The sequence below is a fragment of the Lysinibacillus sphaericus genome (genome assembly GCF_001629735.1).
In the GTDB taxonomy this organism is placed as follows: Bacteria; Bacillota; Bacilli; order Bacillales_A; family Planococcaceae; genus Lysinibacillus; species Lysinibacillus pinottii.
On sequence record NZ_CP015224.1, the window covers coordinates 1,931,240 to 1,955,179 of the forward strand.

The following is a 23,940-nucleotide window of genomic DNA, read 5'->3' on the forward strand; positions in this document are numbered from 1 at the left end:
TAAAAACATGTTCTAGCAATAGGACTAAAGGGCGTGCATGACGACTTTCTTTTTCTTAGAATAAAATAAAAATGTCGTCGTTAAGCTCAAACTAATAATGCCAAATACAAGCCCCATCCCACTTAAGCCAATTACATCTAGCATCATACCTGTAGACAATAGCACGACTTGAAAGACGACCGAATCAATCATATTTCGGAAAGAGAAAAAACGTCCATGAAATTGTTTTGGAACCTGTTTCTGAAAAATAACCATAGTCGTTGGGAAGAAACAGCCTACTGTAAAGCCAAATACTCCAAAGGCTACTAAAGCAAAAAGTTTGATATCTGCTAGTAATAGCAAGAGCTCCATGGACCCAATAATAAATGCCAATGTGAAGAGGAGTGTGCCCATTTGTACTCGATCAGCTATTATTTTTAAGCCTGCCGCACCAAGCATAAAGCCGATACCTTCCACTGTATACAACAAACCTGAAATCGTTGTCGATTGATGCATTTCAGAAATTTTCATAATAACTAAATTAAAAGAGCCTAAAAATAACGTTGGAATTAACATAAGCACCAATGTCATTAGAACCATTGGATGCTCTTTCACCATCGGTAATACCTCTTTAAAGTTTCCTTTTTCTTTGTTTGTTACTGTTGCATTTGTCACTTCATCTAATTGCAATAAACTAGTAATAACAAACATGACGATATATACGATAAATGAAATGATATATAACCATTTTAATTCAAAAAAGCTTAGCATGAATCCTGCTGCGGCTGTACCGATGATTCTAGAAATAGTTCTAGCGTTCATTTGCCAGGCATTCAATGTAATTAAGTCTTGCTCCTTTGCAATCATTGGAATAATGGATTGCAGTGCAGGCATATAAAAGGCAGCTGCTATTTGCAATGTAATTAAAAATAAAATCATCCATACAACCGAATTTGTATAAAGTGCGATAAACATAAATAATACACTCACTATTCGCCCAATACTCGCCATTTGTACAACCGTTTTTTTCTTCGATTGATCGATAATACGACCAGCCATAGGCCCTACGACCAAGCCCGCTAAAATACCACAAGAAATAATTAATGATTTGTGAAAGTCTGAAGGTACTACCTCTTGCATAAAGGCGAGATTTCCAATAATACCAGCCCACAAGCCTAGACCTACGACGAATTCACCTAATAAAATAATCCATACATTTCGATTTCGCCACATGCTGTTCTCCTCGTTGTTCCTACAATGTCATAAAACCTATCGTAACAAAATTTAAAATATTCGTACACAGTGATATAAAAAAATATTACTAGGTTCTATGCCATTCCACCCTTTTCTATCTTTTTTTAAGAAGTATACTATTTTTCCTATAAAGAAAAATCATCCAAAAGTTTGAATTATATAAGCAAAAAAACACCGTTTGATGAATTAATCAAACGATGTTTTTTATTATGATAGCTCCAGCTTATGCACAAGCGCTTTTCTTCTGCGCTCGATTATTTTTTGACTAATTAATGTAATGATAAACAACAAGCCTACAGTTGTGGCCATCATCCCTGCTATAGAGGTATCCCATAGCTTCGCTAAATAATAGCCGATCACGGAAGCTGCAGCCCCAAAGAGCATGCTGTAGATAAACATTTGCTTAATCGTTTGACTAATTAAATAAGAAGTTGCTGCTGGACCAATTAGCATGGCCACGACTAAAATAGCTCCTACGCTATCAAAGGCTGCAACAGTTGTAAATGAAATCGAGGTCATAAATCCATAGTGGAGAAAGACAACAGGTATACCAATTGTTGCGGCATAGACAGGGTCAAAGGTTGCAAGCTTCATTTCCTTAAAGAATAGTAGCAAAAATCCAATATTGATGATTAAGACAAGTAAAAGCATCCATACTGCCTTAGGCATTGCTAGACCTAAAATCGTCCATCGATCCCATGGAACGAAAGCAATCTCTCCCATTAAGACATGCTCTACATCCAAATGAACATTACTTGCAAATAATGTAATTAGCAGGACTCCCGCCGCGAATAACGATGTAAATACCACCCCTATCGCTGCATCCTCTTGAATACCAGAAGAATGTAATAATTGCACAAGATAAGCAGTTAAAATACCTGCAACTGCTGCACCTATCAACATCCAAAAGCCATTTAATGATTGGGTAATGATATAGGCCATCACAATCCCAAAGATTACAGTATGACTAATGGCATCAGCTATCATGGACATTTTACGCAAAATAAGAAAAACGCCTGCAATCCCACATGTTATACCCACTAATAAGCCAGTTACTACCACCCAGAATTCTATCATCCTACATCACCCTGCTTTCGAAATTGCATTTTTCTACGATATTTATTAATTTGACCAGCAGGACTTATAAAATAGGAGATCAAGAATATACCTGCCGCCACTAGAACGATAATAGGACCGGTTGATAATCCTGTTCGAATCGCGCTAATAAAAGTACCTGTAACACCTGAGATACCTCCAATCGCTGCACTCAAGAGGAGCATCGTACTCAATTTTTTAGTCCATAATTTGGCGCATGCAGCAGGAATAATTAATAAAGCTGACATTAAAATTACGCCTACAGCCTGGATCCCTGTAACAATTGTCATGACAATTAACACTGTTAGCGTGGCCTTTAAAGCTTCAATCGGTAAGCCAATTCCTTTTGCATAAACAGGATCAAAGATGAGTAATTTCCATTCCTTATAAAAGAAAAGACTAACTAAAATAATTATGGCTGCACTGATGAACAGCCACATTAAATCAGCTTTTGTCATCGTTGCGGCTTTGCCAAATATAAAATTATTAAGGCCACTCTGGTTTCCAATTGGACTTCTGTTGACAACTGTTAAAAACACTACTCCGACACCAAAAAATACGGTCAGTACTAATCCAATAGCTGCATCCGCCTTCAATTTTGAAAAAGATACAATCCATTGTATACAATACACAGATAAAGCAGATGTAATACCCGCTCCCAGCATTAAAATCGGTAATTCCTTTTGCCCTGTGAGCAGGAACGCAAGTGCGATACCTGGTAATGCTGCATGTGCCGCAGCATCGCCCACTAAGCTTTGTTTTTGCAAGAAGGAGAAAGTTCCAGTTATGCCTGCAGCTATACCCAGTAACATAGTGCCACTAAGTACCCACAATAAGTTACCACTTAACATCTTGAACCCTCCTTATGCATGCTGCATCATGAAAAGTTTACCACCATATGTTTTTTGTAATTGTTCTGGTGTAAAAACATCTTCTGTTGCACCTGATGCTAATATCGTTTTGTTTAGTAGAATCGTATAATCAAAATATTCCTTGACCGTTTGAAGATCGTGATGCACAACAAAAATACTTTTGCCCTGAGCCTTTAATGCTTTTAAAATATCAATAATCGTTTTTTCTGTTGCAGCATCTACTCCAGCAAATGGCTCATCTAAGAAATAAATATCTGCATTTTGTGCTAGAGCTCTTGCTAGGAATACACGCTGCTGCTGTCCGCCCGAAAGTTGTCCTATAGAACGGTCTGCAAAGTCCAGCATCCCTACACTTGCTAATGCTTGCCGAGCGACCAGTTTATCTTGCTTCGTCGGTCTTTTAAATAAACCTGTATGGCCATATCTCCCCATCAACACGACATCGAGGGCATTCGTTGGAAAATCCCAATCAACGGCATTTCGCTGAGGTACATATCCAACTACTAAACTTTTTGGCTCAAAGATTTTACCAAGAATCTCAACTTTCCCCACTTTATTAGGAAGTTGATTTAATATAGCCTTTAAAAACGTTGATTTTCCGGCACCATTTGGCCCGATTATCGCAGCTAGATGACCTTTAGGAACCGTCACACAGGCATTTTCCAATACTGTTTTCTTATCATAAGCTACTGAAAGATTTTCCACTGTTAATGCATCCATTTTATCCACCTACTTTAATGCATCGACAATTGTGTCGATGTTATATTTATACATCCCTATATACGTACCTTCTGTAGTGCCTTCCGCACCCATCGCATCCGAAAATAGTTCTCCACCGATCACGATGTCATGTCCCTTTTCTTTAGCCCCTTCAATCACGGCCTTCATCGCTTTATCAGATACACTAGATTCGATAAAAAGGGCCTTGATTTTATGAGCTACTAAAAAATCAACCATTTCCTGTACGTCTTTGACTCCGTACTCTGAATCCGTACTTAGTCCTTGTAAGCCACGCACTTGGAAACCTCGGCTTCGACCAAAATAATTAAAAGCATCATGGGCAGTAACTAGAATCCTTTGCGGCTCTGGAATTTCTTTGACACGCTGTTGCGCATAGCTTTGTAAATCGTCTAGCTTGTTTAAGTAAGACTCTTCATTTTCTTGAAAATCTTCTTTGAATTCTGGGTATTCTTCTTGAAGTTGCAAACTGATTGCTTGGACAACGCCCTTCCATAGCTCGATATCAAACCAAATATGAGGATCATGTAGCATGGCATCGCTATCACTTGCAAGTAACTGCTTAGTATCTAACGTTTCCCCAACAGCTAACACGGTTTTATCCTTTGCCATTTGTTCAAAAATATCGAGCATCTGTCCTTCTAAATGTAAACCATTGTAAAAAATAACTTCAGCCTTATCCAATTTCGATAAATCACTTTGCGTAGCCTTGTATAAATGGGGGTCTACCCCAGGTCCCATTAATGCTGATACTTGTAAATGATCGCCACTAATTTCTTTTATGGCATCTGCAATTTGTCCTGTCGTTGCGACAACAATTCCTTTTTTTTCTCCATCTGCTTCAGTTGAACAACCGAATAACAGAAGTGAGAGTGATAGTACGAATACACCTAACCATTGTTTCATTGACTTACCTCTACTTTCATTTTATTAGCCATTGCTTGAAAAAAAGCAGTCATGATACACCGATAAAGGGGGTGGCGGACATGCCTTATTAAATCTTTTGACTACGCCCGCCTTGTCAGACTTGCATCCTTAAATGCATTGCTCCTTCTCATACAGCCTACTTTATTTATATAATTTTCCGAATAAACTGGCGCCAGCTCATCCAGAAAAGGATTAATATTATGCCCGCTCCTACAGACTCTGTAAGTTTCCAAAGAATCGTAAGAAGTAATAAAACAACCATTGGAAGAATCGTCAGCTTAAAATCACCTAACTCTTTCATTCACGCACTCTTCTTTCTTTAGAGATATTTTGTTTCCCTTAGGAAAAATATATGCTTAAAACAAAAATAATTCAACTACTTTATGAAAATTTCTTTTAAAAAATTTTTTTCTAGAGGTAAATTTACTTTCGCCCAAACAAAAAATCTCTAATGCTATGATTAGAGATTTTTTATAAAATAGTGATATTACATGCGTTTATCATTGATTCCAAGTGGTTTTCCTATAAATTCAAATGCATAAATATGCGTTTTAGTTAATTCAATAATGTCTTTTATTAAAGCTTCTTCTGATTTTTCATAGTTGCTTGCAATCCATTGCATCATTAATCCGTAAAAACCATAAGAGGTATAATGTTTGAACATATCCATATTCACTGGTTGATGGTTGATGGTCTCAAAGTTAAATTGTTCTTGATAAATTTTTGTTATCGTAAGAGGCATCCGGGTATGCAATCCAGGAATCGTATCTTCAAAGTTTAATAGCTCAAAAAATGTACGATTCTTATAAATGTAATGAATAATATTAAAAGAAGGAGCTTTTAGCTTCGTTGTATACACTCTTTCTCCAAACAGGTATGGTTCCCCTACCGCTACTTCTAGGCCATTTAACATCTGCTCTAGCAAATTTTCTGCTAGCTCAAATTTATCCTGAAAATGCACATAAAAGGTACTACGATTATAGCCTGCTTGTTCTACAATATCTTTTACTGTAATTGCCTGAAATCCTTGTTTTTTAATTAAATCAACTAAAGCGCTATAAAAATGACGACGGGTTCTTTCCTGTCTTTGTGTCCATTTTGTCACTATTCCTTCCTCCCTTTTAGACATTTTACATAGATATGTCTACTAGTTAGACACTTGCCATGACATTAATGATTGTTTCCGTTTTATAGAGTTTTACAATAAAAGTACACCGTAATCGACGCAGTGTGCAAGAAAATTACTTTTAAGGGAGTGTCATGTATGGGGAAATTACAAGATAAAGTAGCAATTATTACTGGTGGTGCTTCTGGAATTGGAGCAGCAACTGCTGAATTATTTGTAGCAGAAGGTGCTAAAGTGGTACTTGTGGACCTTAATGAAGAAAAAGGTCAAGCATTTGCAGCTCAACTGCAGGCAAAAGGAGCAGAGGCTATCTTTATGAAAGCAAATGTAACAGATGAAAATGAAGTAGCCGCCATTTATCAAACAACACTAGGGACATTTGGCAAAGTCGATGTTCTTTTTAATAATGCAGGAATTGGGCGAGTAACGCCAACTGAGGATTTGCCTTATGCAGAGTGGCGTCAAACAGTGAATGTGGATTTAGATGGCGTATTTTTAATGGCACAGGCTGCCATTAAGGAGATGCTAAAAGCGAATGGCGGGACAATTGTCAATACTGCCTCCATGTATGGATGGGTTGGTTCACCAGGGTCTGCAGCCTACAATGCAGCTAAAGGTGGCGTCATCAACTTAACACGTTCACTAGCATTAGAGTTTGCTACACGCGGTATCCGCGTTAATGCACTTTGCCCTGGTTTTATTGATACACCGATTATTCCTGAGGAGAGCAAAGAGCCATTACGTCATGTAACACCTATGCAACGTTTAGGTCAACCAGAGGAAATGGCAAAAGCCGTTTTATTCATGGCGTGCGATGATTCAACATTTATGACAGGCAACACATTAACGGTGGATGGTGGCTATACTGCCCAATAAATAACACAAAATAATCGCTTCCTCTGTAGAAGGAAGCGATTATTTTTTATTGAGAAAAATTTGCAGTTTTTATCCATTTCCTGCAAACTATTAACATATCGAGCAAGAAAGGATGAAGATGACAAATGAAAAAATTAATAGGTATATTATTATTTTCCATTCTTATCGTAGGCAGTGCAAGCAATGTACAAGCTGCTGGTTTCAAAGATGTGTCTGAGGATCATTATGCCTATGAAGCAATCTTATGGGCAGAAGAATATGATATTGTAAATGGTTTTGCAGATGGTACATTTAAACCGAATGCTACTATTACCGAGCAGCAATTAGCTAAACTTTTAGCTATTTTTTACGAGCTTGAATCTCCCATTGATGAATTAAAAAAACAGACCCCTTCTGCCATGTGGTCGGATGAATTTTATAACCAGCTTGCTAGCTATGGTGTCCCTTTAAACGGCTATTTCGATAATCGGCTACGAGCTGCTACCGTGAAGCGTGGTGTCGTGGCACAAGCTATTACTCATTTAGCTAGTGGCAAAAAAGGATTAGATTCATCTATTCAATTTTTACTTGATTACTATATTTCATCTGGGCAAAATCCACAGTATGAAGACCGTAATTTACAAAAGTTTTATGGTGTGACCAACAATATGACACGTGCACAAGTTGTGACAATGCTGTATCGCATGGATGAACGAAATTTTTATGAAATTTCAGGGGATGCACAAGCTATTCATGACAATGCCAACAAATTATCGTTAAATACACGTGCTAAAAATGCCCAAAATCAACTCGATAAATCCTTGCAGCAAACTACACCTAGCAAGAGTGCATGGGAAGGCGTTTATACGTATTATTATAAATGGGGTAAAGGAACAAATGACTTTAACCGTCGAGATGCTGTTATTTCAAACGCCACAAGCAACAGTTTTTCCATTGCTTTAACTGCAAATGATGGGACAGCTTCAGGGAAAGTCAACGGAACTGCCACGATAACAAGTTCAAATAAGGCATTAATGAATAAGTCCTCAAACGGCAATCGATGTGTCGTCGAGCTAGAGCGATTAACGAATAATGCGCTGAAAGTTACGGAAGTCGATTGTCGTGCAGAGCGTAGTGAAGGCACCAATTTTTCTGGTACGCTAAAACAACAATAGTTCACAAGAGAGTCTGATTCGTTCAGGCTCTTTTTTGAGCGCCCAAAATTTTATAGTGCTGCTTGGCTATGGTAATAAAATCGAGAAGGAAAGGCTGCATATGTTTATCTTTATGCCAAGCAATGTCTGTAAAAATTGGTGCTAAGCTGATTGTCGAGGGAATTTCCTCTAATTGTCCATTTGCTAATTCCTTTTCTACGACCATTCTCGGTAAAAATGTAATACCTAAACCAGCTATCACACATTGCTTAATCGCTTCTATGCTCGCAAATTCTATCATTTGTAGCGGCATACTATTTTCCTGCTGTAGCTGTGCTTCTAAATGATTGCGATAGGAGCACCCTGTTTCCGTTAGTAGCATGGTTTCAGTAGAAAGATGAGAAGCCACAAGAGGCTCCCTTCTATCTTTCGAAGTACTCACAAAAATAAGCTGTTCTTCGAGTAAACGCTCTCGATGTAGCATCGCTGTTTCCTGATAAATATCTGTAATAAAGGCCACATCTAACTTACCTGATTGCAATAACTCCTTGGCAATGTCAGTCGTATGCACAGGCTTAAATATAATTTTCACATGGGGATGCGCCTGTTGAAAATGCTGTAAAATGCTTGGCAGTCGATAAACACATTGACTTTCCTGTGCCCCTACTTTTAACACCACTTGTTCTTGTTCATTGGACATTGCTTTTTTCATTTCACGATCTAGCTCTAGCATTTTTTCGGCATATTGTTGTAAACGTTTGCCTTCCTCTGTTAAAATGATCCGCTTCCCAAGCCTCTCAAAAAGTATAACCCCTAACTCTTGTTCCAAAGTTTTAATCTGCGCAGTAATACTTGATTGAGCATAGTCTAGACGCTGTGCTGTTTGTGTAAAGCTTAATGTTTCTGCTGCTGTTAGGAACGTTTGGAGCTGCTTTATATCCATGTCCTCACCTCTCTAATCATTTTTTTCGATACATTTTTATGGAAGATTCACTTTTATCGATATTAAATCCAGTTTACACTAGCTTAGCAAGAGTGAACAATTTTTCAACCAAACGAGGTCCATTAAACAGAAAAGGATTTGGAAACTTTATCGTCCAAATCCCTTTTTAATCTCCTGTTATTGTAGCTCTTTTCTAAGACATTCAGCTGCTGCCATCGCTTTTAAATCTTGAACTATATCTCCGGGTTTATTTCCTTCTCCTAAAATATACCCTTCAAATGATGTCCCTATAAAGTCAAAGATATGTTGAAACTGCTGGATCATTGGTAGCCCTTTTATATAGGGCATATCACCACCAACTGCTATGACATACGCTTTTTTAGAAGACATGTTGTCCTTGAAATTGGGGTAAGTTAAATCTCTTAAAGTTTGTGACCATCGATCAATAAAGTTTTTCATCGGTCCTGCCATGCTGTACCAATAAATAGGTGTAGAAAATAGTAGAATATCATGTGGAAGAATACGTTCAATGATGGAATTATAGTCATCATTGACTTCTGAAAAGCCCTCCTCTGTATGGCGCTTATCTATTATAGGTTGAATTGAATAATCCTTTAGATAAATTTCTTCAACTTTTAAATCTTGAGTGACTAATTTTGTTAAAGTTTCTACGTTCCCATTCGGACGATTTCCTCCATAAATAACGGCTATTGACATGTTGGTGATCCCTTCTTCCTTAAAGTTTTCTAGTATTGTTCCCGAATAGTTTTATCTTATAATGATTTCACAAATCGATAAAGATGATTATTTCGATAAAATGAATCGAAAAAATCGATTATAGAGAAGTGACTAGCGTGGGAATTACACCATAAAAACTTCCAGAAAAAGGTTTTTTATTCAAATGTGGGAAGTAGCCATCTTCATGGTCAGACCCACCACATTATAAAGAAGCAAAAATTTTCTTTACCCATTCAAGATACTCACGCATATAGTATGGCTGCTTAAAACCATGATTCTGACCTTCTGCTACAATTACAGTGACATCCGCACCTGCAGTTCGTGCGGACTGAATATATTCCTGTGGTCCCTTTACCCCAACAGCTGAATCCTTCGTTCCATAAGCAATAAATTGAGGAATATGTGCAGTTCTGAAATGCTTGGACAAATCAGTTTTATTCAAAAGTTCTTCACGCTCTTCTGGATTTCTAACAGCTTTATCATCAAAAGAAGCAAAAAGCATGGGGACATTATAGCGGTACGTCAATGCAGGATAAATCATGGCTGCAGATGCTACTTGGTCATCAACTGCATCGATAGCATCAAGCTGATAATTTTTGGGAAGCCGTTTTTCTCCCTGTATGAGATTAATAAAACTCCCCGTTTGAAAACCACCTGCGCTAAAGCCTATCAATCCAATTTTATTAGGATGTATACCATAATCATTTGCATGATAACGTAGATAACGGACAGCACGCTGCACATCCAATTGGGGAATGGGCCATTCATAGGGGTTGGAACGATAGTGTAGAACGAACGCATTAATACCTGCCTTATTTAATGCTTCCGCGACCTCTTTCCCTTCAGTAGTTCCGCCATCCATTTCCTTAAAGCTATAGCCACCACCGGGGATTACAATGACCGCACTATCACTATTTGCCACGGTATAAGGAATCAAATAAGGTTCATCCTCATAGGTAGTCTTTTCATAGCCTCCCTCCATTTCATGGACATATGTAAACGTATCAATGGCAGCCTCATTATCTTGATAGTCTTCTCCTACAATATTAGTGAAAAATTTGACTGTAGCTAGCAGTCTATTAGGGTTACCTTTAATATTCATATCGTCTAGCTTACTACCAGAATGATTACCTGCGACTTCTTCTCCCCAAATTTCAACCTTTCGTTCAATATCGGCAACTGGCTTACCTGGTTTATTACCAAAAGGATTGATCTCAAGAAAAGCATAGCCAAACCCTATTATCAAAACCAATATAGCTAGCAATATTCCCACAAACTTGGCTGTTTTCTTCATTATTTTCATCATGATTAACCTCCGTAAGTAGAGAAAAAAGTTTGTCACTTCCACAAAATTACCTTTAGTTTAACAAATGGTTTCTCGACAACTCGATTGTCTTTTTAGCCTTAGCCCTCATATTTTTTTACTTCACTATATGTTCCGCAGGTGAATCTTTTTCAAGTCTAAAATCAAATTTATCCATATTTTTATATTGAGGATCTAGGTAACTAGATGTCGAATCACTATTGGATGCGATTTTAAACTTTTTAAACGAGTCATATTCCTTATCCTTCCATATCCAAATGCCATCCTCCCCTTTTTCTTTATGAAACACATTCCTAACCAACTTGTTTTTTTTATTACTTGTAAAATAATTGGCTATAAATATTCGAGAAGATCCAGCTGTTAGTATATTTTTTTCTATAACGTTATTGTGGGTATCATACTGTAATAAAAGCTGTCCTCCATCTAATCCCTTTGTATCATTACGGTATATAATATTATGAGAGATGGTTGAATTTTTCGTCCCCCCTCTTTTTTCATCATACCCGCCAATCGATATTCCTGTAAAAAAATTATTATATACTGTATTATTTAGTACTTTTATATTGTCTGCATACTTGTTTGCATGTTCAGATGTTACTTCAATTCCGATATCATTCTTATAAAGGGTATTGTACTCAATCGTTATATTCTTACCACCATCGACATATATTCCCCCAGCAGAATAATTCTCGCCATATGCTGGATTCCCATAGGAGGAAATTTCATAAACGTAATTATTTTTTACAGCACCGTTTCGTACATAGTCCCTTTTTTTATCCTTTGAAATTCCTTCAAACCCAATCAGATCAATTCCGATATTATTGCTCCGTCGAACTATATTATTTTCTATTTTAAATCCATTAATATTCCCATTAAGAACTATAGATTCACTTGCACCTAACACTAAATCCTCCACTGTATTACCTACAATATTTATATCTCTCATTGACCCTGTTCCGTAGACAGCGATCCCATGACCATTTCCATCCTCAGCAAAGGTTTTTATTCTTTTCACATGATTATTCGCTAGGGTAATATGGCTACTGGAGCCTGTTACGTAAATTCCTATCACTGTTTCATCTAATTGTTTCGTCGTTAAATCCTGTATAGTGAATCCACTAATGGTAATGTAATTTTTATCCTTTATCGTTACAAGAGATGCATCACCATCCGTATTCTTCATGGACTCTCCACTAAGAATAACTTCTTCATTTTCATACGCCTTGAAAATAATGGGGTGTGATTTTGTACCACTATGTATAACAGAAAGCTTTTCCTTATAAATGCCTTTCCGTATAAATACGGTTGACCCTGCTTCCGCTTCTAATGCCGCCTTTTTTAGCGTACGGTATGGGCTTAATTTTGAACCATTATTTGAATCATTTCCATTACTATCTACAAATATAGTCTTAGCCTGTTTTATTTCCGAATCATTAATCGTTAGCACAATTATCAAAGCAGCTATAAACCCCAAAAATAGTATCCATTTTTTCATAAAATCTTCCTTTTCAAATTAATTCTATGGCGTTAAATGGTCGATTTTCTAATCACCATCTCTGCTAATACTAAATTAATAGTAAAGGCTAACCACGCTCCTAACGAATACGACAACCCATATGGAAGATTCGCTCCATAATGCAGTATCGTCACAACTATGTAAATGGTTAGATTGGCAAACGTTAAGAAAAAGCTTCTTAGCATCCAACTCCGATGGCTATTTACTTGTCCCTTTTTTATAAAACGAAAACCGTTTATCGTCGTAAGCAACCACAGCGTATTTAAAATGAAGAAACCAATCGTACTCCACATGCCCCCATTTGCATAGAGCGCTATATAATATCCTGGAAGTATATTGACTACAATCACTATTACATAGATTCGACCATTCCAGCGGTGTAGAATAGGTTTTTCCATTCTTATTGTTCTCGAAAGACCTAATGGCCCCGTAATTAAGGCAATAATGGCTAAAATGATATGTAGTTGGATCATCATAATCCATACATTTGCATTCGGAAGTTCTATTTCCTTGTTCGAAAGAAATGTCGAAAATGTGGGGTCGACCACAAAATTTTTAGATGTTGTATGTAATATCCACAATACAGCAATTACTGCTAAACTAATGACTAAGCCTTTCCTTCTCATGTCTTCTTTCCTCTCCGTTTGTAAAGTGACCTTAAAGATTGCTCTTCGCTGGATAGATTAAAATGGTAAATCTATCTATCTCAAAGTATCTAAAAACAGTCTATCATTAATGCCCCTTACTCGGTTACCAATCATTATAAAGCCGCTTTATAAACTTTAATTTGATTTTACATTGAGACAGCTTTCTATCCTCTGTTATGAGACATTTTTAAGCGAATAAAAAAGACCTAATCGCTTTCCGCAACTAGGTCGTTTTTTTGTCTATGCTTCCACTTCTATATGCTGGAAGGTTGTCACATCAAATAGCCCTGTATCTGTTAATTTTAAAGCAGGAATTACGGGTAATGCTACAAAAGAAAATGTCAGTAGAAAATGAAAATCTAAAGTTGGATTGAGTTTCTGTAAAGCATTGTGCAAGCCCGCTAGCTGTTCCTTCGCTTGCTGTGCTGGCACATCTGTCATTAAGCCACCGATTGTTAAAGGCATCTCCGCGAGTATTTCACCATCGGCTACAATAACGAAGCCACCTTGGATTTCCTGAATGCGGGAAAGTGCCAGAATCATATCCTCATCATTTGTGCCAACGACAAGGGCATTATGTGAATCATGGGCTACGGTAGTCGCAACCGCACCTTTTTGTAAACCAAACCCTTTCACAATACCTAAGCCCGTCGTATGCAAATGATGATGGCGTTCGATGACTGCTAGTTTCAGTAAATCTTGTTCGATTGAGGGGACAAATACGCCTTCTTTCACAGGTACATCTATGACTAAATGATTGGTAATCAGCTGATTCGGCACAATTTCCATGACATTCGCTCTTGTCCCCTTTTTGAATGATAGTTGTAAACTATCCTTTGTCATGCTTGGTAAATGAACAGAGTGATGAATATGGGCAGGAACCTTTGCCTCTTGACGACTTGTCAGCATTTCCCCATTTTCAGCCACTTTATGACCATTTTTCCAAACCGCTTTTGCCTGCATCGTCGATAAATCGTCTACTAGTACAAAATCAGCCTTATAGCCTGGTGCAAGTACCCCTCGATCAAATAAACGATAGCATTCTGCGGTATTTACGGTTGCTAGCTGAATTGCCTGCAAAGGTGTCATCCCTTCGGCTATTGCCATTGCAACATCATAATTGATGCTACCTTCATCCATCAATTCATCGACATATTTATCATCCGTACAAAAACCAAAACGACGCGCATTGTGTGACTGAATGGCTGGCAATAAATCACGCAAATTTTTCGCTGCTGATCCCTCTCGAATAAGGACATACATCCCCTGCTCTACACGATCAATGGCTTCTTCGGCTGTCACACATTCATGATCCGTTTGAATACCTGCAGCTCGGTAGCCTGTTATTTGCTCACTTTGTAAGCCCGCACAATGCCCATCAATTACTAGGTTCGCTTCCTTTGATAATAAAATTTTTTGCAGCATTCCCTCTTCTCCATTTAAGACGGCTGGGAAATCCATAACCTCCGCTAATCCACGAACTTGTTCATGATGCAGAAATGGCTCCAAATCCTGTGCTGTTAATGTTGCCCCGGCGTTTTCAAACTGTGTCCCTGGTACACTTGAAGGAAGCATCACAAAAATATCCATATCGGCCTTTTGTGCATCATCCAGCATAAATTGGATTCCTTCTGCTCCTGCTACGTTAGCAATTTCATGTGGATCAGTAATCACGGTTGTAATCCCATGTGGAATTAAGACACGGCTGAATTCTCCAGGTGTTAGCATCGAAGATTCAATATGTATATGACCATCAATCAATCCAGGAATAACATAGCTCCCCGCTGCATCCTCTACCTCTTTTGCATGAAATCTATTGCTGTGATCCAGTGCGACAATTGTGCCATTCTTCACAACAATGTCCGCTTTCCTCCACGTTAATGTATAGACATCGGCAACTTGTGCATTTTTAAGAATAAAATCTGCCTCTAACTTACCTTGAGATGATAAAATATTTTGCGTTAACTGTTGTAATTTTGTCGTCATAGCCAATACTCCTTTTTCTTTTAAGAACTATCATGCCTGAAAGATGTCTGTTATTGCAACTATTAATCGTAAAGTCCGTAAAAAACGACCATTGATTAATGGTCGCTCGAAAATTCTAGTTCTTTTGGTGGTTGTCCTTTTTTATTCATTAAACGCATACGAATAGGTTCAATTTTTAGGGTCACCATTTCATCCTGATTGCCAATAAAAATACTCGTAAAAAATTCTGCAATTTTATTTTTAATGCCTTCTTCGTGTACTTCAGTGAGCTTTCCCTCTATTTCCACATAGGAATCACCAAAGCCCCCATTTTCATAGCCATACAATATATGGGTATATGGATTTTTACGGAGCTCTTCCATTTTCTCAGAATGCTTATTCGTCACAGTATATAACACAAAATCCTCATGCTGGAACGTCATATAGCGCGAATAAGGCTTCCCGTTTTCTACAGTAGCCATCGTTCCGATCTTTTCACGGTTCAAAACTTCTAAAATTTCATCACGTACTGAAGTCATTTCATCCCATCCTTTCTTCTACAACTATATTTTGCCCTCTCTACCTAAAGCTAAACTGTTTTTTTTGAAAAATGTGAAATGACAAACTTCTGGTAAATTGAAAATATCTTGTTATAATTATTTGATGGACAATAGGAATTTACGGATGAATGAGGGTTAAAAAATGAAACAAGCTTTTTATACACGCTGTTTATTTTTCATAACAGGCATTATCGTGCTATCTTTTGGCGTTACATTAACAATTAAAGGGCAGCTTTTTGGCGTAGGCTCTTGGGATGTTTTACATATTGGCTTAACTAAAACACTCGGATTAACGATCGGTTCATGGTCGATCATTTTAGGACTGGCAATTTTAGCGTTTGATATGCTAATAACGAAAAAATTCCCATTACCAGGAACTTTTATCGATATGTTTTTAGCTGGCATTTTTATTGATATTTTTAATTATTGGCTACCTGATATCGATGGCTTTTGGATGCAGCTTGTTTCTTATCTAACAGGGTTAGTATTACTTGGCTGGGGCTGTGGTATGTATATGGTGGCTAATTTAGGAATTGGTCCGCGCGATACCTTAATGCTAATGATGGTTCATAAACTTGGCTGGAGTGTCACACGTTCCCGGACGACAATGGAAGTTACAGTCGCTGTAATTGGCTTCTTACTTGGTGGTCCTATAGGAATCGGTACGGTGATAATGGCCTTTGGACTTGGACCAATCGTACAATTTGCCTTAACCTATAACGAAAAATTATTTATGAAATGGACTGGCGTGAAAAGCGCCGTCATATAAGTTTTCTGACAATGCAAAAAATGCATTGTCTTTTTATGGATAGAATAAACAAGGAGCCATTTTGGAAAATGGCTCCCTTTTTTCACGCTATGCTTCTGGCTCAGAGGTATTTTGCCCTGTTGCTTCAATTACTTCGGGCGTGTCGTCCACAGTGTCATCTTCTTGTACGTTTTCAGCAGATGGAGGTGTGATCGTCACTAGTGTAAAGTCATCTTCTTGTAAAATTTCAAATGAAAATTGTTGACGTATATCTCCCACATATAGGGATGTTCCGATTGCTATATTCGTGACATCGATTTCGATCGTTTCGGGAATTTCTGTTGGCTTCACTTTAATGCGAACCTCACGATTAGGCTGTAATAGGAAACCTCCATCTGCTACTCCGATGGCATCACCGATTACTGTTACTGGAATCTCCACTTCCAGCTCTTGTGACATGTTGATCGATTTAAAATCAACATGTTTAATATTCCCTTTTAGAGCACAACGCTGAACTTCTGATAAAACGGCATTAATACGCTTTCCATCCACATCTAATTGAAAAACACTTTTTGTACCATGCGCTGCTAGTATTTTCGCAAATGTTCTTGCGTCTAATGTAATGGCTGTTGATTCCATTTGGAAGCCATAGACAACACCAGGAATGGCACCGTTTTGTCGAAGCTGTGTTAGTGAAGATTGTCGTCCTTTTTGGCGTTTACTGGCTGTTAGTATCGTATTCATCGAATATTTCCCCTTTCATGGAAACTAGTCTCAACAATGGTTTTGCCCTTTCCTCGTTTTTTTATACCTATAAACCTGCTCAAAAAATGAGCAAAAAAAGCACCTCCCTGTCTACAAAACAAAGAAGGTGCCTCATGCTTACTTAAAGTGCAATTTTTTGATTCAGTAAATCATGTAAATCCTGCAATTTTTTAATTTCATAATGCGGTTCAATGCCACTTGTATTTTCAACATTGCGGATATTAAACCAACAAGTATCTATTCCGGACTGTAAACCACCTTTTATATCAGATGTCAAAGAGTCTCCAATAATTAGTGCTTTTTCGTTATCAAAATTATCAATTCGTTCAAACACATAATCGAAAAAGGCTGGCATAGGCTTTTGATAGCCCGTTTGCTCTGAAATAAAAATGCCTTTAAAATATTGCGCTAAATTCGCATCCACAAGACGTTTATTTTGTGTAACCGTTATCCCGTTGGACACTACATATAAATGATAATGATTGGCTAGGTGAGCGATTACCTCATAGGCCCCCTCTACATAATGGTGGGCCTCCCGTAAATATTTTTGGAAAAGTGATTCAAAGTATGTCCCATCGACTTCTATGCCAAATTCCTTTAAAGCAATCGAAAAACGTGTATTATGTAAGGTATTTTTCGTTACTTCTCCACGCTCAAAAGCTCGCCACATTGACTCATTAATTTCTTTGTAACGTGCAATCATGTTGGGAGTAACTTGTATATTTTCTTCTTTAAACATGCGGTCAAGTGCAGCATTTTCAGCTAAATCAAAATCTAGTAACGTATCATCCACGTCAAATAATAATATTTCATATTTCGTCATGTCCGTACCTACTTTCTATGATGCATTGTGCTATTTTCTCTATCCATGATAACGTTTTTTTAGAAAAATAACAGTAAATCCACCTTTTTCAGAATAGTAGGACTTGTAAGCATTTTATCTTCATCCATTTCGATACAAATGAATTGGCGAACATTTTCCTTTAAATGGGTAAAAAATGTTTAACTAGTCATAAAATAGCCCTTTCAGTAATTTCATATTTGAAATTATCGATGAATATGAGACAATAGAATGCTAGAAAGGAAGATGTACGAAAGATGACGACCTTACAAAAAATAACGCCTGTCTTTGATCCATGGGAAGCTTATATAGACGTGGAGCAACATGGACAGATGACACTCTCAAATATTGAATTTACAACAACTACACTTTGTAATATGCGTTGCGCACACTGTGCGGTTGGCTATACGCTACAAAATAAAGACCCCGAGGCATTGCCGATTGACTTAATTCTCCAACGGCTAGATGAAATACCTCATTTAAAAACGCTTAGTATCACAGGTGGCGAACCGATGATGTCTAAGAAATCCGTACAAAGCTATGTATTGCCTTTATTGAAATATGCGCATGAACGAGGCGTGCGAACACAAATCAACTCCAATTTAACATTGGAGCCTGCACGTTATTTACTAATTGCCCCTTATTTAGATGTCCTTCATATTTCACATAACTGGGGTACAATCGATGAATTCGTGGAAACAGGCTTTGCCATGATGGAGCGCAAACCTACTTATGACCAACGTGCAGCTCTATTTCAACGCATGATTGATAACTCAAAAATGCTTGCGGAACATGGTGTAATGGTTTCAGCTGAAACCATGCTAAACAAAAAAACTTTACCGTACTTAGAACATATTCATAACCAAATCATCCATGAAATGAAATGTGCACGTCATGAGGTACATCCAATGTACCCATCAGATTTCGCTAGTGCTCTCACATCTCTGTCACTGGAGGAAACACGTGAAGCGATCCATCATCTACTAGATATTCGTGATGACAATACATGGATGTTATTCGGAACACTTCCATTTTACCCTTGCAGTGCGAATGAAGAAGATCAACGATTACTTCAACGTCTTCGTACAGCGAAAAATGTCACATTGCGTAACGACCCAGATGGCCGTTCACGTTTGAATATCAATATTTTTACGGGCGATGTCATCGTTACTGATTTCGGTGATACACCTGCTTTAGGTAATATTGTACATGATGAGCTTCCAACTATCTTTGATAAATGGATGGCAACTGATTTAGCTAAAACACTCAATTGTCATTGTCCAGCTGTTAAATGCCTAGGTCCTAACGTTTTAGTGAAAAATATGTATTATCGAGATCACACGTTTGTTAGTGGCTCTGCCCGCGTTTAAGCAACTCATAAAGAAAGAAACTCCCTTTTGAAGAATCTGTATCAAAAGGGAGTTTCCTTTTATTGTTTTAAAAAAATTTCTTAACTATGTATAAAAAATATGGCGCGGTCTATACTATTAAAGATTTCACTTCAAATCCTATGACTAGGAGGGTTAACCCGATGAGTGCGATTGATCGATAACTCAAAAGGACCATCAAAGCTGAGTAAAGTACAGTTCTTAGGAATATCTTAAGATTCTATGCAGAAGCGAGGCAGAGTGTCATGGAGTATTTAATGTAAGTGGTAATCGAACCCGGAAATTTATTTCCGGGTTTTTCTATTTTATGTACGTTAAAAAGCGTCAATCCTAATAAAAATCACCTCGAAGAGTTACAACGAGGTGATTTTGTTCTATAATAATTCCTCCGCTAGGAATTTATAGGTGTTTAAACGACTTGCTAATTCATATTGATTACAGTTCAGCATGACTTCATCAAAGCCATAATGTTCTTGTTCTTTCATTAAAAAAGCAGCAATATCCTTCGGTGTGCCTACAAGATTGGCTTTGCGATTATTGGCAATTGTCATTTTATCCATTTCAGTTAATGGATAATCCTTTGCTTCTTCAGGCGATATAGTTTGAATAATTTGCCCTTTCATAAGCTGAAGACGAGAAATATCGATTGGTTTTGCCAAGTACTCGGCTTCCTCTAAAGTAGGTGCCACCGTCGCCGCATAGGTCACAATGATTTGTGGTTTTTCCATATAATAAGAAGGCGTAAAATAGGCTTTGTAGGCATCAAAAATATCCTTCGACATATTACCCGTGAAAAACTGGGCATAGGAATAGCCTACACCTAGCTGTCCTGCCTGCATTGCACTTTGACCACTTGAACCTAGCAGCCACGCCTCAGGTAATGAACTATCAACTGGTGCCGCAACGACTTGATCATAGACATGCTCACCCGTTTTTTGGTTATTCATGAGCTTTAGTATAATTTCAAGCTTATCATATTGCTCAGTGAAGCGTTGTCTTCTTCCCTCTGCAAACGCATAAATAGAGGCATGATCACCACCTGGCGCTCTCCCCACTCCGAAATCAATTCGATGAGGTGCTAAGCCTGACAATGTTTTAAAAACCTCTGCGATCTTATAGGGTGAATAATGCATCATCATGACCCCACCTGTCCCAATGCGCAGGCGCTTCGTTTTAGCAGCTAAAAAAGCAGCGGTTACTTCGGGAGCTGAGCTTGCTAGCGACTGACTATTATGGTGTTCAGCTAGCCACATACGATGATATCCAAGTTCTTCCCCTAATAACGCTAGTTGTTCTGTACGTTGGAAGGCTTCCTCTGCCGAATGACCTTTTGGTATAGGCATTTGATCTAAAATACTTAACTTCATTCAAAACATCCTCTCTGTCTGTAAGCTCCCCCTTTTAACTGTAATATAGTTCTGCTCATTTACAAAGCAAAAAACCTTACTCATAAGCTAGTTGTTTCATTTCCCATGTTTGATAGACCATGCCGACGAGTTTCTGTTTTTGTTCAGCATTTAGAACATTTTCATTAAACTTCATCGCACGAAGGGAAAATTGTTTTGTTTGTTCGTCAACAACGAATTGTAATATAGCATGTCCTTTTTCACCTTGAAACGTAATTTCACCTGATAATTCTATAACTTGCTCCCCTGTTTTCGCTTGATAATATCGCCAATATGGTTCAAAGAATGCGTAGTTAAATGCATTACGAACTGTGACGTCCGAAAAATTCTCCAAATAACCTTCTTTGACGATATCAATATACTCATGATCTGTTATATCTTTTTTTGCATTAAAGACATATCCAACAAGCATCCCCATAAATACGACACAGAGAAATACACGTATATGATTTGCTAAACTCATGTCATCACGTCCCCTTTACGTAAAAACACTATCATTTACATAATACATCAAATTTCTAACTCTAAGCAGAAAATATTTGTTTTTTATAGAAATTATACGAAAACCATTCGTTCGAAATCCGCAAAACTTTATAAAGAGTATTTACAGCCCAACCTCAGTTCGCTACTATCAGATTACTATGATAGAAAAGAGATGACCTGTTGTGCCATTTGATTTAGATCTAAATATTTTAGTCATTCTTATTGTATTTGGTTTTTTAGCAGCATTTATTGATTCAGTTGTTGGCGGTGGTGGACTCATTTCTTTACCAGCTCTTATGTTTGTAGGTCTCCCACCTTCTACAGCGGTGGCAACCAATAAATTAGCAGGTACAATGGGATCACTTACGAGTACTTTGACATTTTATCGCTCTGGCAAGCTTGATATTAAAGCGGTCTATAAGCTATTCCCCTTTGTCTTTTTCGGGTCTATGCTAGGTGCGTGGATTGTCCACTTAATGAATCCTAGTGTCCTAAAGCCGCTCATGCTCATTATGCTGGCTGCCGTAGCTATCTATACGATTTTTAAAAAAGATTGGGGAAGCATCACTACCTATAAAAAATTAACACCAAAACGTTATCTATTATTTGTAGTAGTTATTACAGTCATTGGTTTTTATGATGGCTTCTTGGGTCCTGGTACTGGTTCATTTTTATTATTTGCCTTTCTCATGGTTGGTTTTGATTTTTTACAATCAGCTGGTAATGCGAAATTTTTAAATTTCGGTAGTAATGTGGCAGCCCTTCTTATGTTTATATACTTAGGACAAATCAATTATGCCTATGGTTTACCAATGGGTCTTGCGCAAATTGCTGGGGCCATAGTCGGGTCAAAATTTGCGATTAAACGTGGCAGCGGTTATGTACGTAAGTTATTTATCGTTGTGACCATTCTATTACTCTTGAAAAATACATATGACTATTTCTCATAATCATCTGTTATGCTGACGTATGCCAACAGTATAGAAGGATAAAACTTATCTCATATTGGGGTAAGTTTTTTTTATGGTCATCAACTTTTTCCCTCATTTCGTACGTCTAGTACATGTATACAATTTGACAATGTTAAAAAAGGAGCTTCTTTGGACATGAAAACAAGAAATGCATTTCAACATGAAGAGGTGTTTGTCCAATTCATTCGTGAACAAAAAGAGCGTTTTTATTTGCTCGCGTATAGCTATACAAAAAATGAACAGGACGCACTAGATGTTGTACAGGACAGTATTCAAAAGGCCATGCTGTCATTAGATCGACTAGAAAATGTTGATTATATGAAAAGCTGGTTTTATAAAATAGTCGTTCGTACTTCCATTGATTTTTTACGAAAGCATAAACGCTTACAAGTAACTGATGATGATACTTTGCAATATTTAACCCCCGCTCAAGAGGATGTCTATGAAAACGTAGACCTAGAACATGCATTAGATGAGCTCCCGCAAATGTATCGAGAGGTTGTGATTCTTCATTATTTTGAGGATTTAAAGCTCGCAGACGTTGCGAATATCCTCGATATTAAGTTAAGTACAACCAAATCGCGTCTTTATAAAGCATTAAAACTATTGAAAATACAATTGGAAGATGTGAAGGGAGAAACTGCACATGGATAAAAAATTAAAAAATATAGAAAAACAATATACGGATGTTTCCATTCCTAAGGAATTAGACTTGGTGGTTGAACGAGCTTTGAAGCAAGGTCGGAAAAAGAACCGTACTCCTCAATGGTTGCTTGGCTCGGCAGCTGCAGCTATGCTATTTACAGCTAGTTTAAATGCGAGTCCAGCAATGGCTCGAACGCTATCTGACATACCTGTTGTAGGAAGTGTGGTCAAAGTATTAACTTGGACTGAATATGAGGTTGCAGAAGATAATTTTGATGCCAATATTAAAGTACCTGCTATTGAAAATCTAGATAATCAAGATCTTGCAAATTCGTTAAATGAAAAGTATCGTGCAGAAGGAAAAGCTCTCTACGATGAATTTATTACAGAAGTTGGTGATTTAAAGGCCAGTGGTATTGGTGGTCATTTAGGCGTTGATAGTGGCTTTGAAATTAAAACCGATAATGACCAAATTTTATCGATTGGTCGTTATGTAGTCAATACTGTCGGCTCATCCTCCACTGTCATGGAATACGATACTATTGATAAAGAAAACGAAATTTTAATTACTTTACCTATGCTCTTTAAAGATAAGAACTATATTGAAGCTATTAGTGAAAATATTAAGGAACAAATGCGTACACAAATGGCTGAATCCAATCAGGATAAAGTTTACTGGGTAAAGGGAGCTGGCCTGGCTGACGAAGAGTTGATGGAAGACTTTACAGCTATTCAACCAGATCAACAATTCTATATTTCTGATAAAGGTAAGTTAGTGATTTCATTCGATAAATATGAAGTGGCACCAGGTTTTATGGGCGTTGTGGAATTTGAAATCCCAACAGACGTCTTAAAAGATGAGCTTGTTAGCACAAAATATATCCATTAATTAAATAGGACTTAACGAGGTATTTGAAGATAACACCATCAAATACCTCGTTTTTTCATGGCCATTAACCCATTTTTTGCTTATAAAGCTACAGTTTTTTGTCTAAGCTTA

At 37.5% G+C, this 23,940-nt stretch carries 25 protein-coding genes; 7 read left to right on the plus strand and 18 right to left on the minus strand.

Annotated elements, in window-relative coordinates; all coding sequences use genetic code 11:
* Window positions 1-24 precede the first annotated feature (24 nt).
* The 7 genes from A2J09_RS09400 to A2J09_RS09425 all read right to left on the minus strand — a co-directional run bounded on the left by A2J09_RS09400 (window position 25) and on the right by A2J09_RS09425 (window position 5,994).
* Window positions 25-1,212 (minus strand): MFS transporter, encoded by a 1,188-nt coding sequence (locus tag A2J09_RS09400; protein WP_012294904.1) that lies wholly within the window; start codon window positions 1,210-1,212, stop codon window positions 25-27.
* A gap of 228 nt (window positions 1,213-1,440) precedes the next feature.
* Window positions 1,441-2,310, minus strand: coding sequence for a metal ABC transporter permease (locus tag A2J09_RS09405; protein ID WP_036162014.1), 870 nt, complete (start codon window positions 2,308-2,310; stop codon window positions 1,441-1,443).
* A complete protein-coding gene (locus A2J09_RS09410; RefSeq protein WP_031416199.1) occupies window positions 2,307-3,179 on the minus strand; it encodes a metal ABC transporter permease in 873 nt (290 codons plus the stop codon). The genes A2J09_RS09405 and A2J09_RS09410 overlap by 4 nt, the downstream gene beginning before the upstream one ends.
* A 12-nt stretch (window positions 3,180-3,191) precedes the next feature.
* Window positions 3,192-3,920: a metal ABC transporter ATP-binding protein gene (locus A2J09_RS09415; RefSeq protein ID WP_031416200.1), complete on the minus strand. Its 729-nt coding sequence runs from the start codon at window positions 3,918-3,920 to the stop codon at window positions 3,192-3,194.
* Between the two features lie 9 nt (window positions 3,921-3,929).
* Window positions 3,930-4,844 carry a metal ABC transporter solute-binding protein, Zn/Mn family gene (locus A2J09_RS09420; protein WP_012294907.1) on the minus strand — a complete coding sequence of 305 codons (915 nt, stop codon included), beginning with the start codon at window positions 4,842-4,844 and terminating at the stop codon, window positions 3,930-3,932.
* 166 nt (window positions 4,845-5,010) lie between these two features.
* Entirely contained in the window at window positions 5,011-5,166 is a 156-nt protein-coding gene (locus A2J09_RS23965; protein ID WP_172799064.1) for a hypothetical protein, read from the minus strand.
* A 186-nt stretch (window positions 5,167-5,352) separates the two neighbouring features.
* The gene (locus A2J09_RS09425; RefSeq protein ID WP_012294908.1) at window positions 5,353-5,994 is read right to left on the minus strand and encodes a TetR/AcrR family transcriptional regulator; all 642 of its coding nucleotides are present in this window, start codon (window positions 5,992-5,994) and stop codon (window positions 5,353-5,355) included.
* A 135-nt stretch (window positions 5,995-6,129) separates the two neighbouring features.
* On the opposite strand from A2J09_RS09425, the gene A2J09_RS09430 reads away from it, so the two are divergent.
* Both A2J09_RS09430 and A2J09_RS09435 read left to right on the plus strand, forming a co-directional pair.
* Window positions 6,130-6,867, plus strand: a complete 738-nt coding sequence (locus A2J09_RS09430) for an SDR family NAD(P)-dependent oxidoreductase (protein WP_012294909.1) — start codon at window positions 6,130-6,132, stop codon at window positions 6,865-6,867.
* A 125-nt stretch (window positions 6,868-6,992) separates the two neighbouring features.
* Window positions 6,993-8,021: an S-layer homology domain-containing protein gene (locus A2J09_RS09435; protein WP_012294910.1), complete on the plus strand. Its 1,029-nt coding sequence runs from the start codon at window positions 6,993-6,995 to the stop codon at window positions 8,019-8,021.
* 22 nt (window positions 8,022-8,043) lie between these two features.
* Here the strand turns inward: A2J09_RS09435 and A2J09_RS09440 are convergent, their stop codons facing one another.
* The 7 genes from A2J09_RS09440 to A2J09_RS09470 form a co-directional block, all read right to left on the minus strand.
* Window positions 8,044-8,943 carry a LysR family transcriptional regulator gene (locus A2J09_RS09440; RefSeq protein ID WP_036162017.1) on the minus strand — a complete coding sequence of 300 codons (900 nt, stop codon included), beginning with the start codon at window positions 8,941-8,943 and terminating at the stop codon, window positions 8,044-8,046.
* 177 nt (window positions 8,944-9,120) lie between these two features.
* Window positions 9,121-9,660, minus strand: a complete 540-nt coding sequence (locus tag A2J09_RS09445) for a flavodoxin family protein (RefSeq protein WP_012294911.1) — start codon at window positions 9,658-9,660, stop codon at window positions 9,121-9,123.
* Window positions 9,661-9,883: 223 nt separating this feature from the next.
* Complete coding sequence (locus A2J09_RS09450) at window positions 9,884-10,987, minus strand: alpha/beta hydrolase (RefSeq protein ID WP_012294912.1); 1,104 nt, start codon at window positions 10,985-10,987, stop codon at window positions 9,884-9,886.
* 115 nt (window positions 10,988-11,102) lie between these two features.
* Window positions 11,103-12,500, minus strand: coding sequence for a right-handed parallel beta-helix repeat-containing protein (locus tag A2J09_RS09455; RefSeq protein WP_012294913.1), 1,398 nt, complete (start codon window positions 12,498-12,500; stop codon window positions 11,103-11,105).
* Between the two features lie 32 nt (window positions 12,501-12,532).
* On the minus strand, window positions 12,533-13,147 hold the full coding sequence (locus tag A2J09_RS09460) for a DUF2306 domain-containing protein (protein ID WP_012294914.1): 615 nt from the start codon (window positions 13,145-13,147) through the stop codon (window positions 12,533-12,535).
* A gap of 261 nt (window positions 13,148-13,408) precedes the next feature.
* Window positions 13,409-15,154 (minus strand): adenine deaminase, encoded by a 1,746-nt coding sequence (gene ade, locus A2J09_RS09465; RefSeq protein ID WP_012294915.1) that lies wholly within the window; start codon window positions 15,152-15,154, stop codon window positions 13,409-13,411.
* Between the two features lie 95 nt (window positions 15,155-15,249).
* The gene (locus A2J09_RS09470) at window positions 15,250-15,672 is read right to left on the minus strand and encodes a pyridoxamine 5'-phosphate oxidase family protein (RefSeq protein ID WP_012294916.1); all 423 of its coding nucleotides are present in this window, start codon (window positions 15,670-15,672) and stop codon (window positions 15,250-15,252) included.
* Window positions 15,673-15,835: 163 nt separating this feature from the next.
* Here A2J09_RS09470 and A2J09_RS09475 point away from each other — a divergent pair, with 163 nt between their 5' ends.
* Window positions 15,836-16,462, plus strand: coding sequence for a YczE/YyaS/YitT family protein (locus A2J09_RS09475; protein ID WP_012294917.1), 627 nt, complete (start codon window positions 15,836-15,838; stop codon window positions 16,460-16,462).
* Between the two features lie 87 nt (window positions 16,463-16,549).
* On the opposite strand, the gene A2J09_RS09480 is transcribed toward A2J09_RS09475, so the two are convergent.
* Together A2J09_RS09480 and A2J09_RS09485 are read right to left on the minus strand one after the other, a co-directional pair.
* Entirely contained in the window at window positions 16,550-17,185 is a 636-nt protein-coding gene (locus A2J09_RS09480) for a 50S ribosomal protein L25/general stress protein Ctc (protein WP_036162019.1), read from the minus strand.
* A gap of 142 nt (window positions 17,186-17,327) precedes the next feature.
* Entirely contained in the window at window positions 17,328-18,029 is a 702-nt protein-coding gene (locus A2J09_RS09485) for a YjjG family noncanonical pyrimidine nucleotidase (RefSeq protein ID WP_012294919.1), read from the minus strand.
* Window positions 18,030-18,304: 275 nt separating this feature from the next.
* Between A2J09_RS09485 and yfkAB the strand changes: the two genes are divergently transcribed.
* Entirely contained in the window at window positions 18,305-19,417 is a 1,113-nt protein-coding gene (gene yfkAB, locus A2J09_RS09490) for a radical SAM/CxCxxxxC motif protein YfkAB (RefSeq protein WP_012294920.1), read from the plus strand.
* Window positions 19,418-19,809: 392 nt separating this feature from the next.
* Here yfkAB and A2J09_RS09495 read toward each other — a convergent pair whose 3' ends face one another.
* Window positions 19,810-20,802: an LLM class flavin-dependent oxidoreductase gene (locus A2J09_RS09495; protein WP_012294921.1), complete on the minus strand. Its 993-nt coding sequence runs from the start codon at window positions 20,800-20,802 to the stop codon at window positions 19,810-19,812.
* A gap of 76 nt (window positions 20,803-20,878) precedes the next feature.
* Window positions 20,879-21,304 carry a hypothetical protein gene (locus A2J09_RS09500; RefSeq protein ID WP_036162020.1) on the minus strand — a complete coding sequence of 142 codons (426 nt, stop codon included), beginning with the start codon at window positions 21,302-21,304 and terminating at the stop codon, window positions 20,879-20,881.
* A gap of 202 nt (window positions 21,305-21,506) precedes the next feature.
* Between A2J09_RS09500 and A2J09_RS09505 the strand changes: the two genes are divergently transcribed.
* The 3 genes from A2J09_RS09505 (at window position 21,507) to A2J09_RS09515 (ending at window position 23,829) form a co-directional block, all read left to right on the plus strand.
* Window positions 21,507-22,274, plus strand: a complete 768-nt coding sequence (locus tag A2J09_RS09505; RefSeq protein WP_036162021.1) for a TSUP family transporter — start codon at window positions 21,507-21,509, stop codon at window positions 22,272-22,274.
* A gap of 156 nt (window positions 22,275-22,430) precedes the next feature.
* Window positions 22,431-22,949, plus strand: coding sequence for an RNA polymerase sigma factor SigV (locus tag A2J09_RS09510; RefSeq protein WP_012294925.1), 519 nt, complete (start codon window positions 22,431-22,433; stop codon window positions 22,947-22,949).
* Window positions 22,942-23,829 (plus strand): anti-sigma-V factor RsiV, encoded by an 888-nt coding sequence (locus A2J09_RS09515; RefSeq protein WP_012294926.1) that lies wholly within the window; start codon window positions 22,942-22,944, stop codon window positions 23,827-23,829. The genes A2J09_RS09510 and A2J09_RS09515 overlap by 8 nt, the downstream gene beginning before the upstream one ends.
* The last annotated feature ends 111 nt before the right edge of the window (window positions 23,830-23,940 follow it).

Excerpts from the sequence above, each read along its gene's own strand:
- A2J09_RS09400 (WP_012294904.1), bottom strand. The coding sequence starts at position 1,212 with ATGTGGCGAAATCGAAATGTATGGATTATTTTATTAGGTGAATTCGTC.
- A2J09_RS09405 (WP_036162014.1), bottom strand. The coding sequence starts at position 2,310 with ATGATAGAATTCTGGGTGGTAGTAACTGGCTTATTAGTGGGTATAACA.
- A2J09_RS09410 (WP_031416199.1), bottom strand. The coding sequence starts at position 3,179 with ATGTTAAGTGGTAACTTATTGTGGGTACTTAGTGGCACTATGTTACTG.
- A2J09_RS09415 (WP_031416200.1), bottom strand. The coding sequence starts at position 3,920 with ATGGATGCATTAACAGTGGAAAATCTTTCAGTAGCTTATGATAAGAAA.
- A2J09_RS09420 (WP_012294907.1), bottom strand. The coding sequence starts at position 4,844 with ATGAAACAATGGTTAGGTGTATTCGTACTATCACTCTCACTTCTGTTA.
- A2J09_RS23965 (WP_172799064.1), bottom strand. The coding sequence starts at position 5,166 with ATGAAAGAGTTAGGTGATTTTAAGCTGACGATTCTTCCAATGGTTGTT.
- A2J09_RS09425 (WP_012294908.1), bottom strand. The coding sequence starts at position 5,994 with ATGTCTAAAAGGGAGGAAGGAATAGTGACAAAATGGACACAAAGACAG.
- A2J09_RS09430 (WP_012294909.1), top strand. The coding sequence starts at position 6,130 with ATGGGGAAATTACAAGATAAAGTAGCAATTATTACTGGTGGTGCTTCT.
- A2J09_RS09435 (WP_012294910.1), top strand. The coding sequence starts at position 6,993 with ATGAAAAAATTAATAGGTATATTATTATTTTCCATTCTTATCGTAGGC.
- A2J09_RS09440 (WP_036162017.1), bottom strand. The coding sequence starts at position 8,943 with ATGGATATAAAGCAGCTCCAAACGTTCCTAACAGCAGCAGAAACATTA.
- A2J09_RS09445 (WP_012294911.1), bottom strand. The coding sequence starts at position 9,660 with ATGTCAATAGCCGTTATTTATGGAGGAAATCGTCCGAATGGGAACGTA.
- A2J09_RS09450 (WP_012294912.1), bottom strand. The coding sequence starts at position 10,987 with ATGATGAAAATAATGAAGAAAACAGCCAAGTTTGTGGGAATATTGCTA.
- A2J09_RS09455 (WP_012294913.1), bottom strand. The coding sequence starts at position 12,500 with ATGAAAAAATGGATACTATTTTTGGGGTTTATAGCTGCTTTGATAATT.
- A2J09_RS09460 (WP_012294914.1), bottom strand. The coding sequence starts at position 13,147 with ATGAGAAGGAAAGGCTTAGTCATTAGTTTAGCAGTAATTGCTGTATTG.
- ade (WP_012294915.1), bottom strand. The coding sequence starts at position 15,154 with ATGACGACAAAATTACAACAGTTAACGCAAAATATTTTATCATCTCAA.
- A2J09_RS09470 (WP_012294916.1), bottom strand. The coding sequence starts at position 15,672 with ATGACTTCAGTACGTGATGAAATTTTAGAAGTTTTGAACCGTGAAAAG.
- A2J09_RS09475 (WP_012294917.1), top strand. The coding sequence starts at position 15,836 with ATGAAACAAGCTTTTTATACACGCTGTTTATTTTTCATAACAGGCATT.
- A2J09_RS09480 (WP_036162019.1), bottom strand. The coding sequence starts at position 17,185 with ATGAATACGATACTAACAGCCAGTAAACGCCAAAAAGGACGACAATCT.
- A2J09_RS09485 (WP_012294919.1), bottom strand. The coding sequence starts at position 18,029 with ATGACGAAATATGAAATATTATTATTTGACGTGGATGATACGTTACTA.
- yfkAB (WP_012294920.1), top strand. The coding sequence starts at position 18,305 with ATGACGACCTTACAAAAAATAACGCCTGTCTTTGATCCATGGGAAGCT.
- A2J09_RS09495 (WP_012294921.1), bottom strand. The coding sequence starts at position 20,802 with ATGAAGTTAAGTATTTTAGATCAAATGCCTATACCAAAAGGTCATTCG.
- A2J09_RS09500 (WP_036162020.1), bottom strand. The coding sequence starts at position 21,304 with ATGAGTTTAGCAAATCATATACGTGTATTTCTCTGTGTCGTATTTATG.
- A2J09_RS09510 (WP_012294925.1), top strand. The coding sequence starts at position 22,431 with ATGAAAACAAGAAATGCATTTCAACATGAAGAGGTGTTTGTCCAATTC.
- A2J09_RS09515 (WP_012294926.1), top strand. The coding sequence starts at position 22,942 with ATGGATAAAAAATTAAAAAATATAGAAAAACAATATACGGATGTTTCC.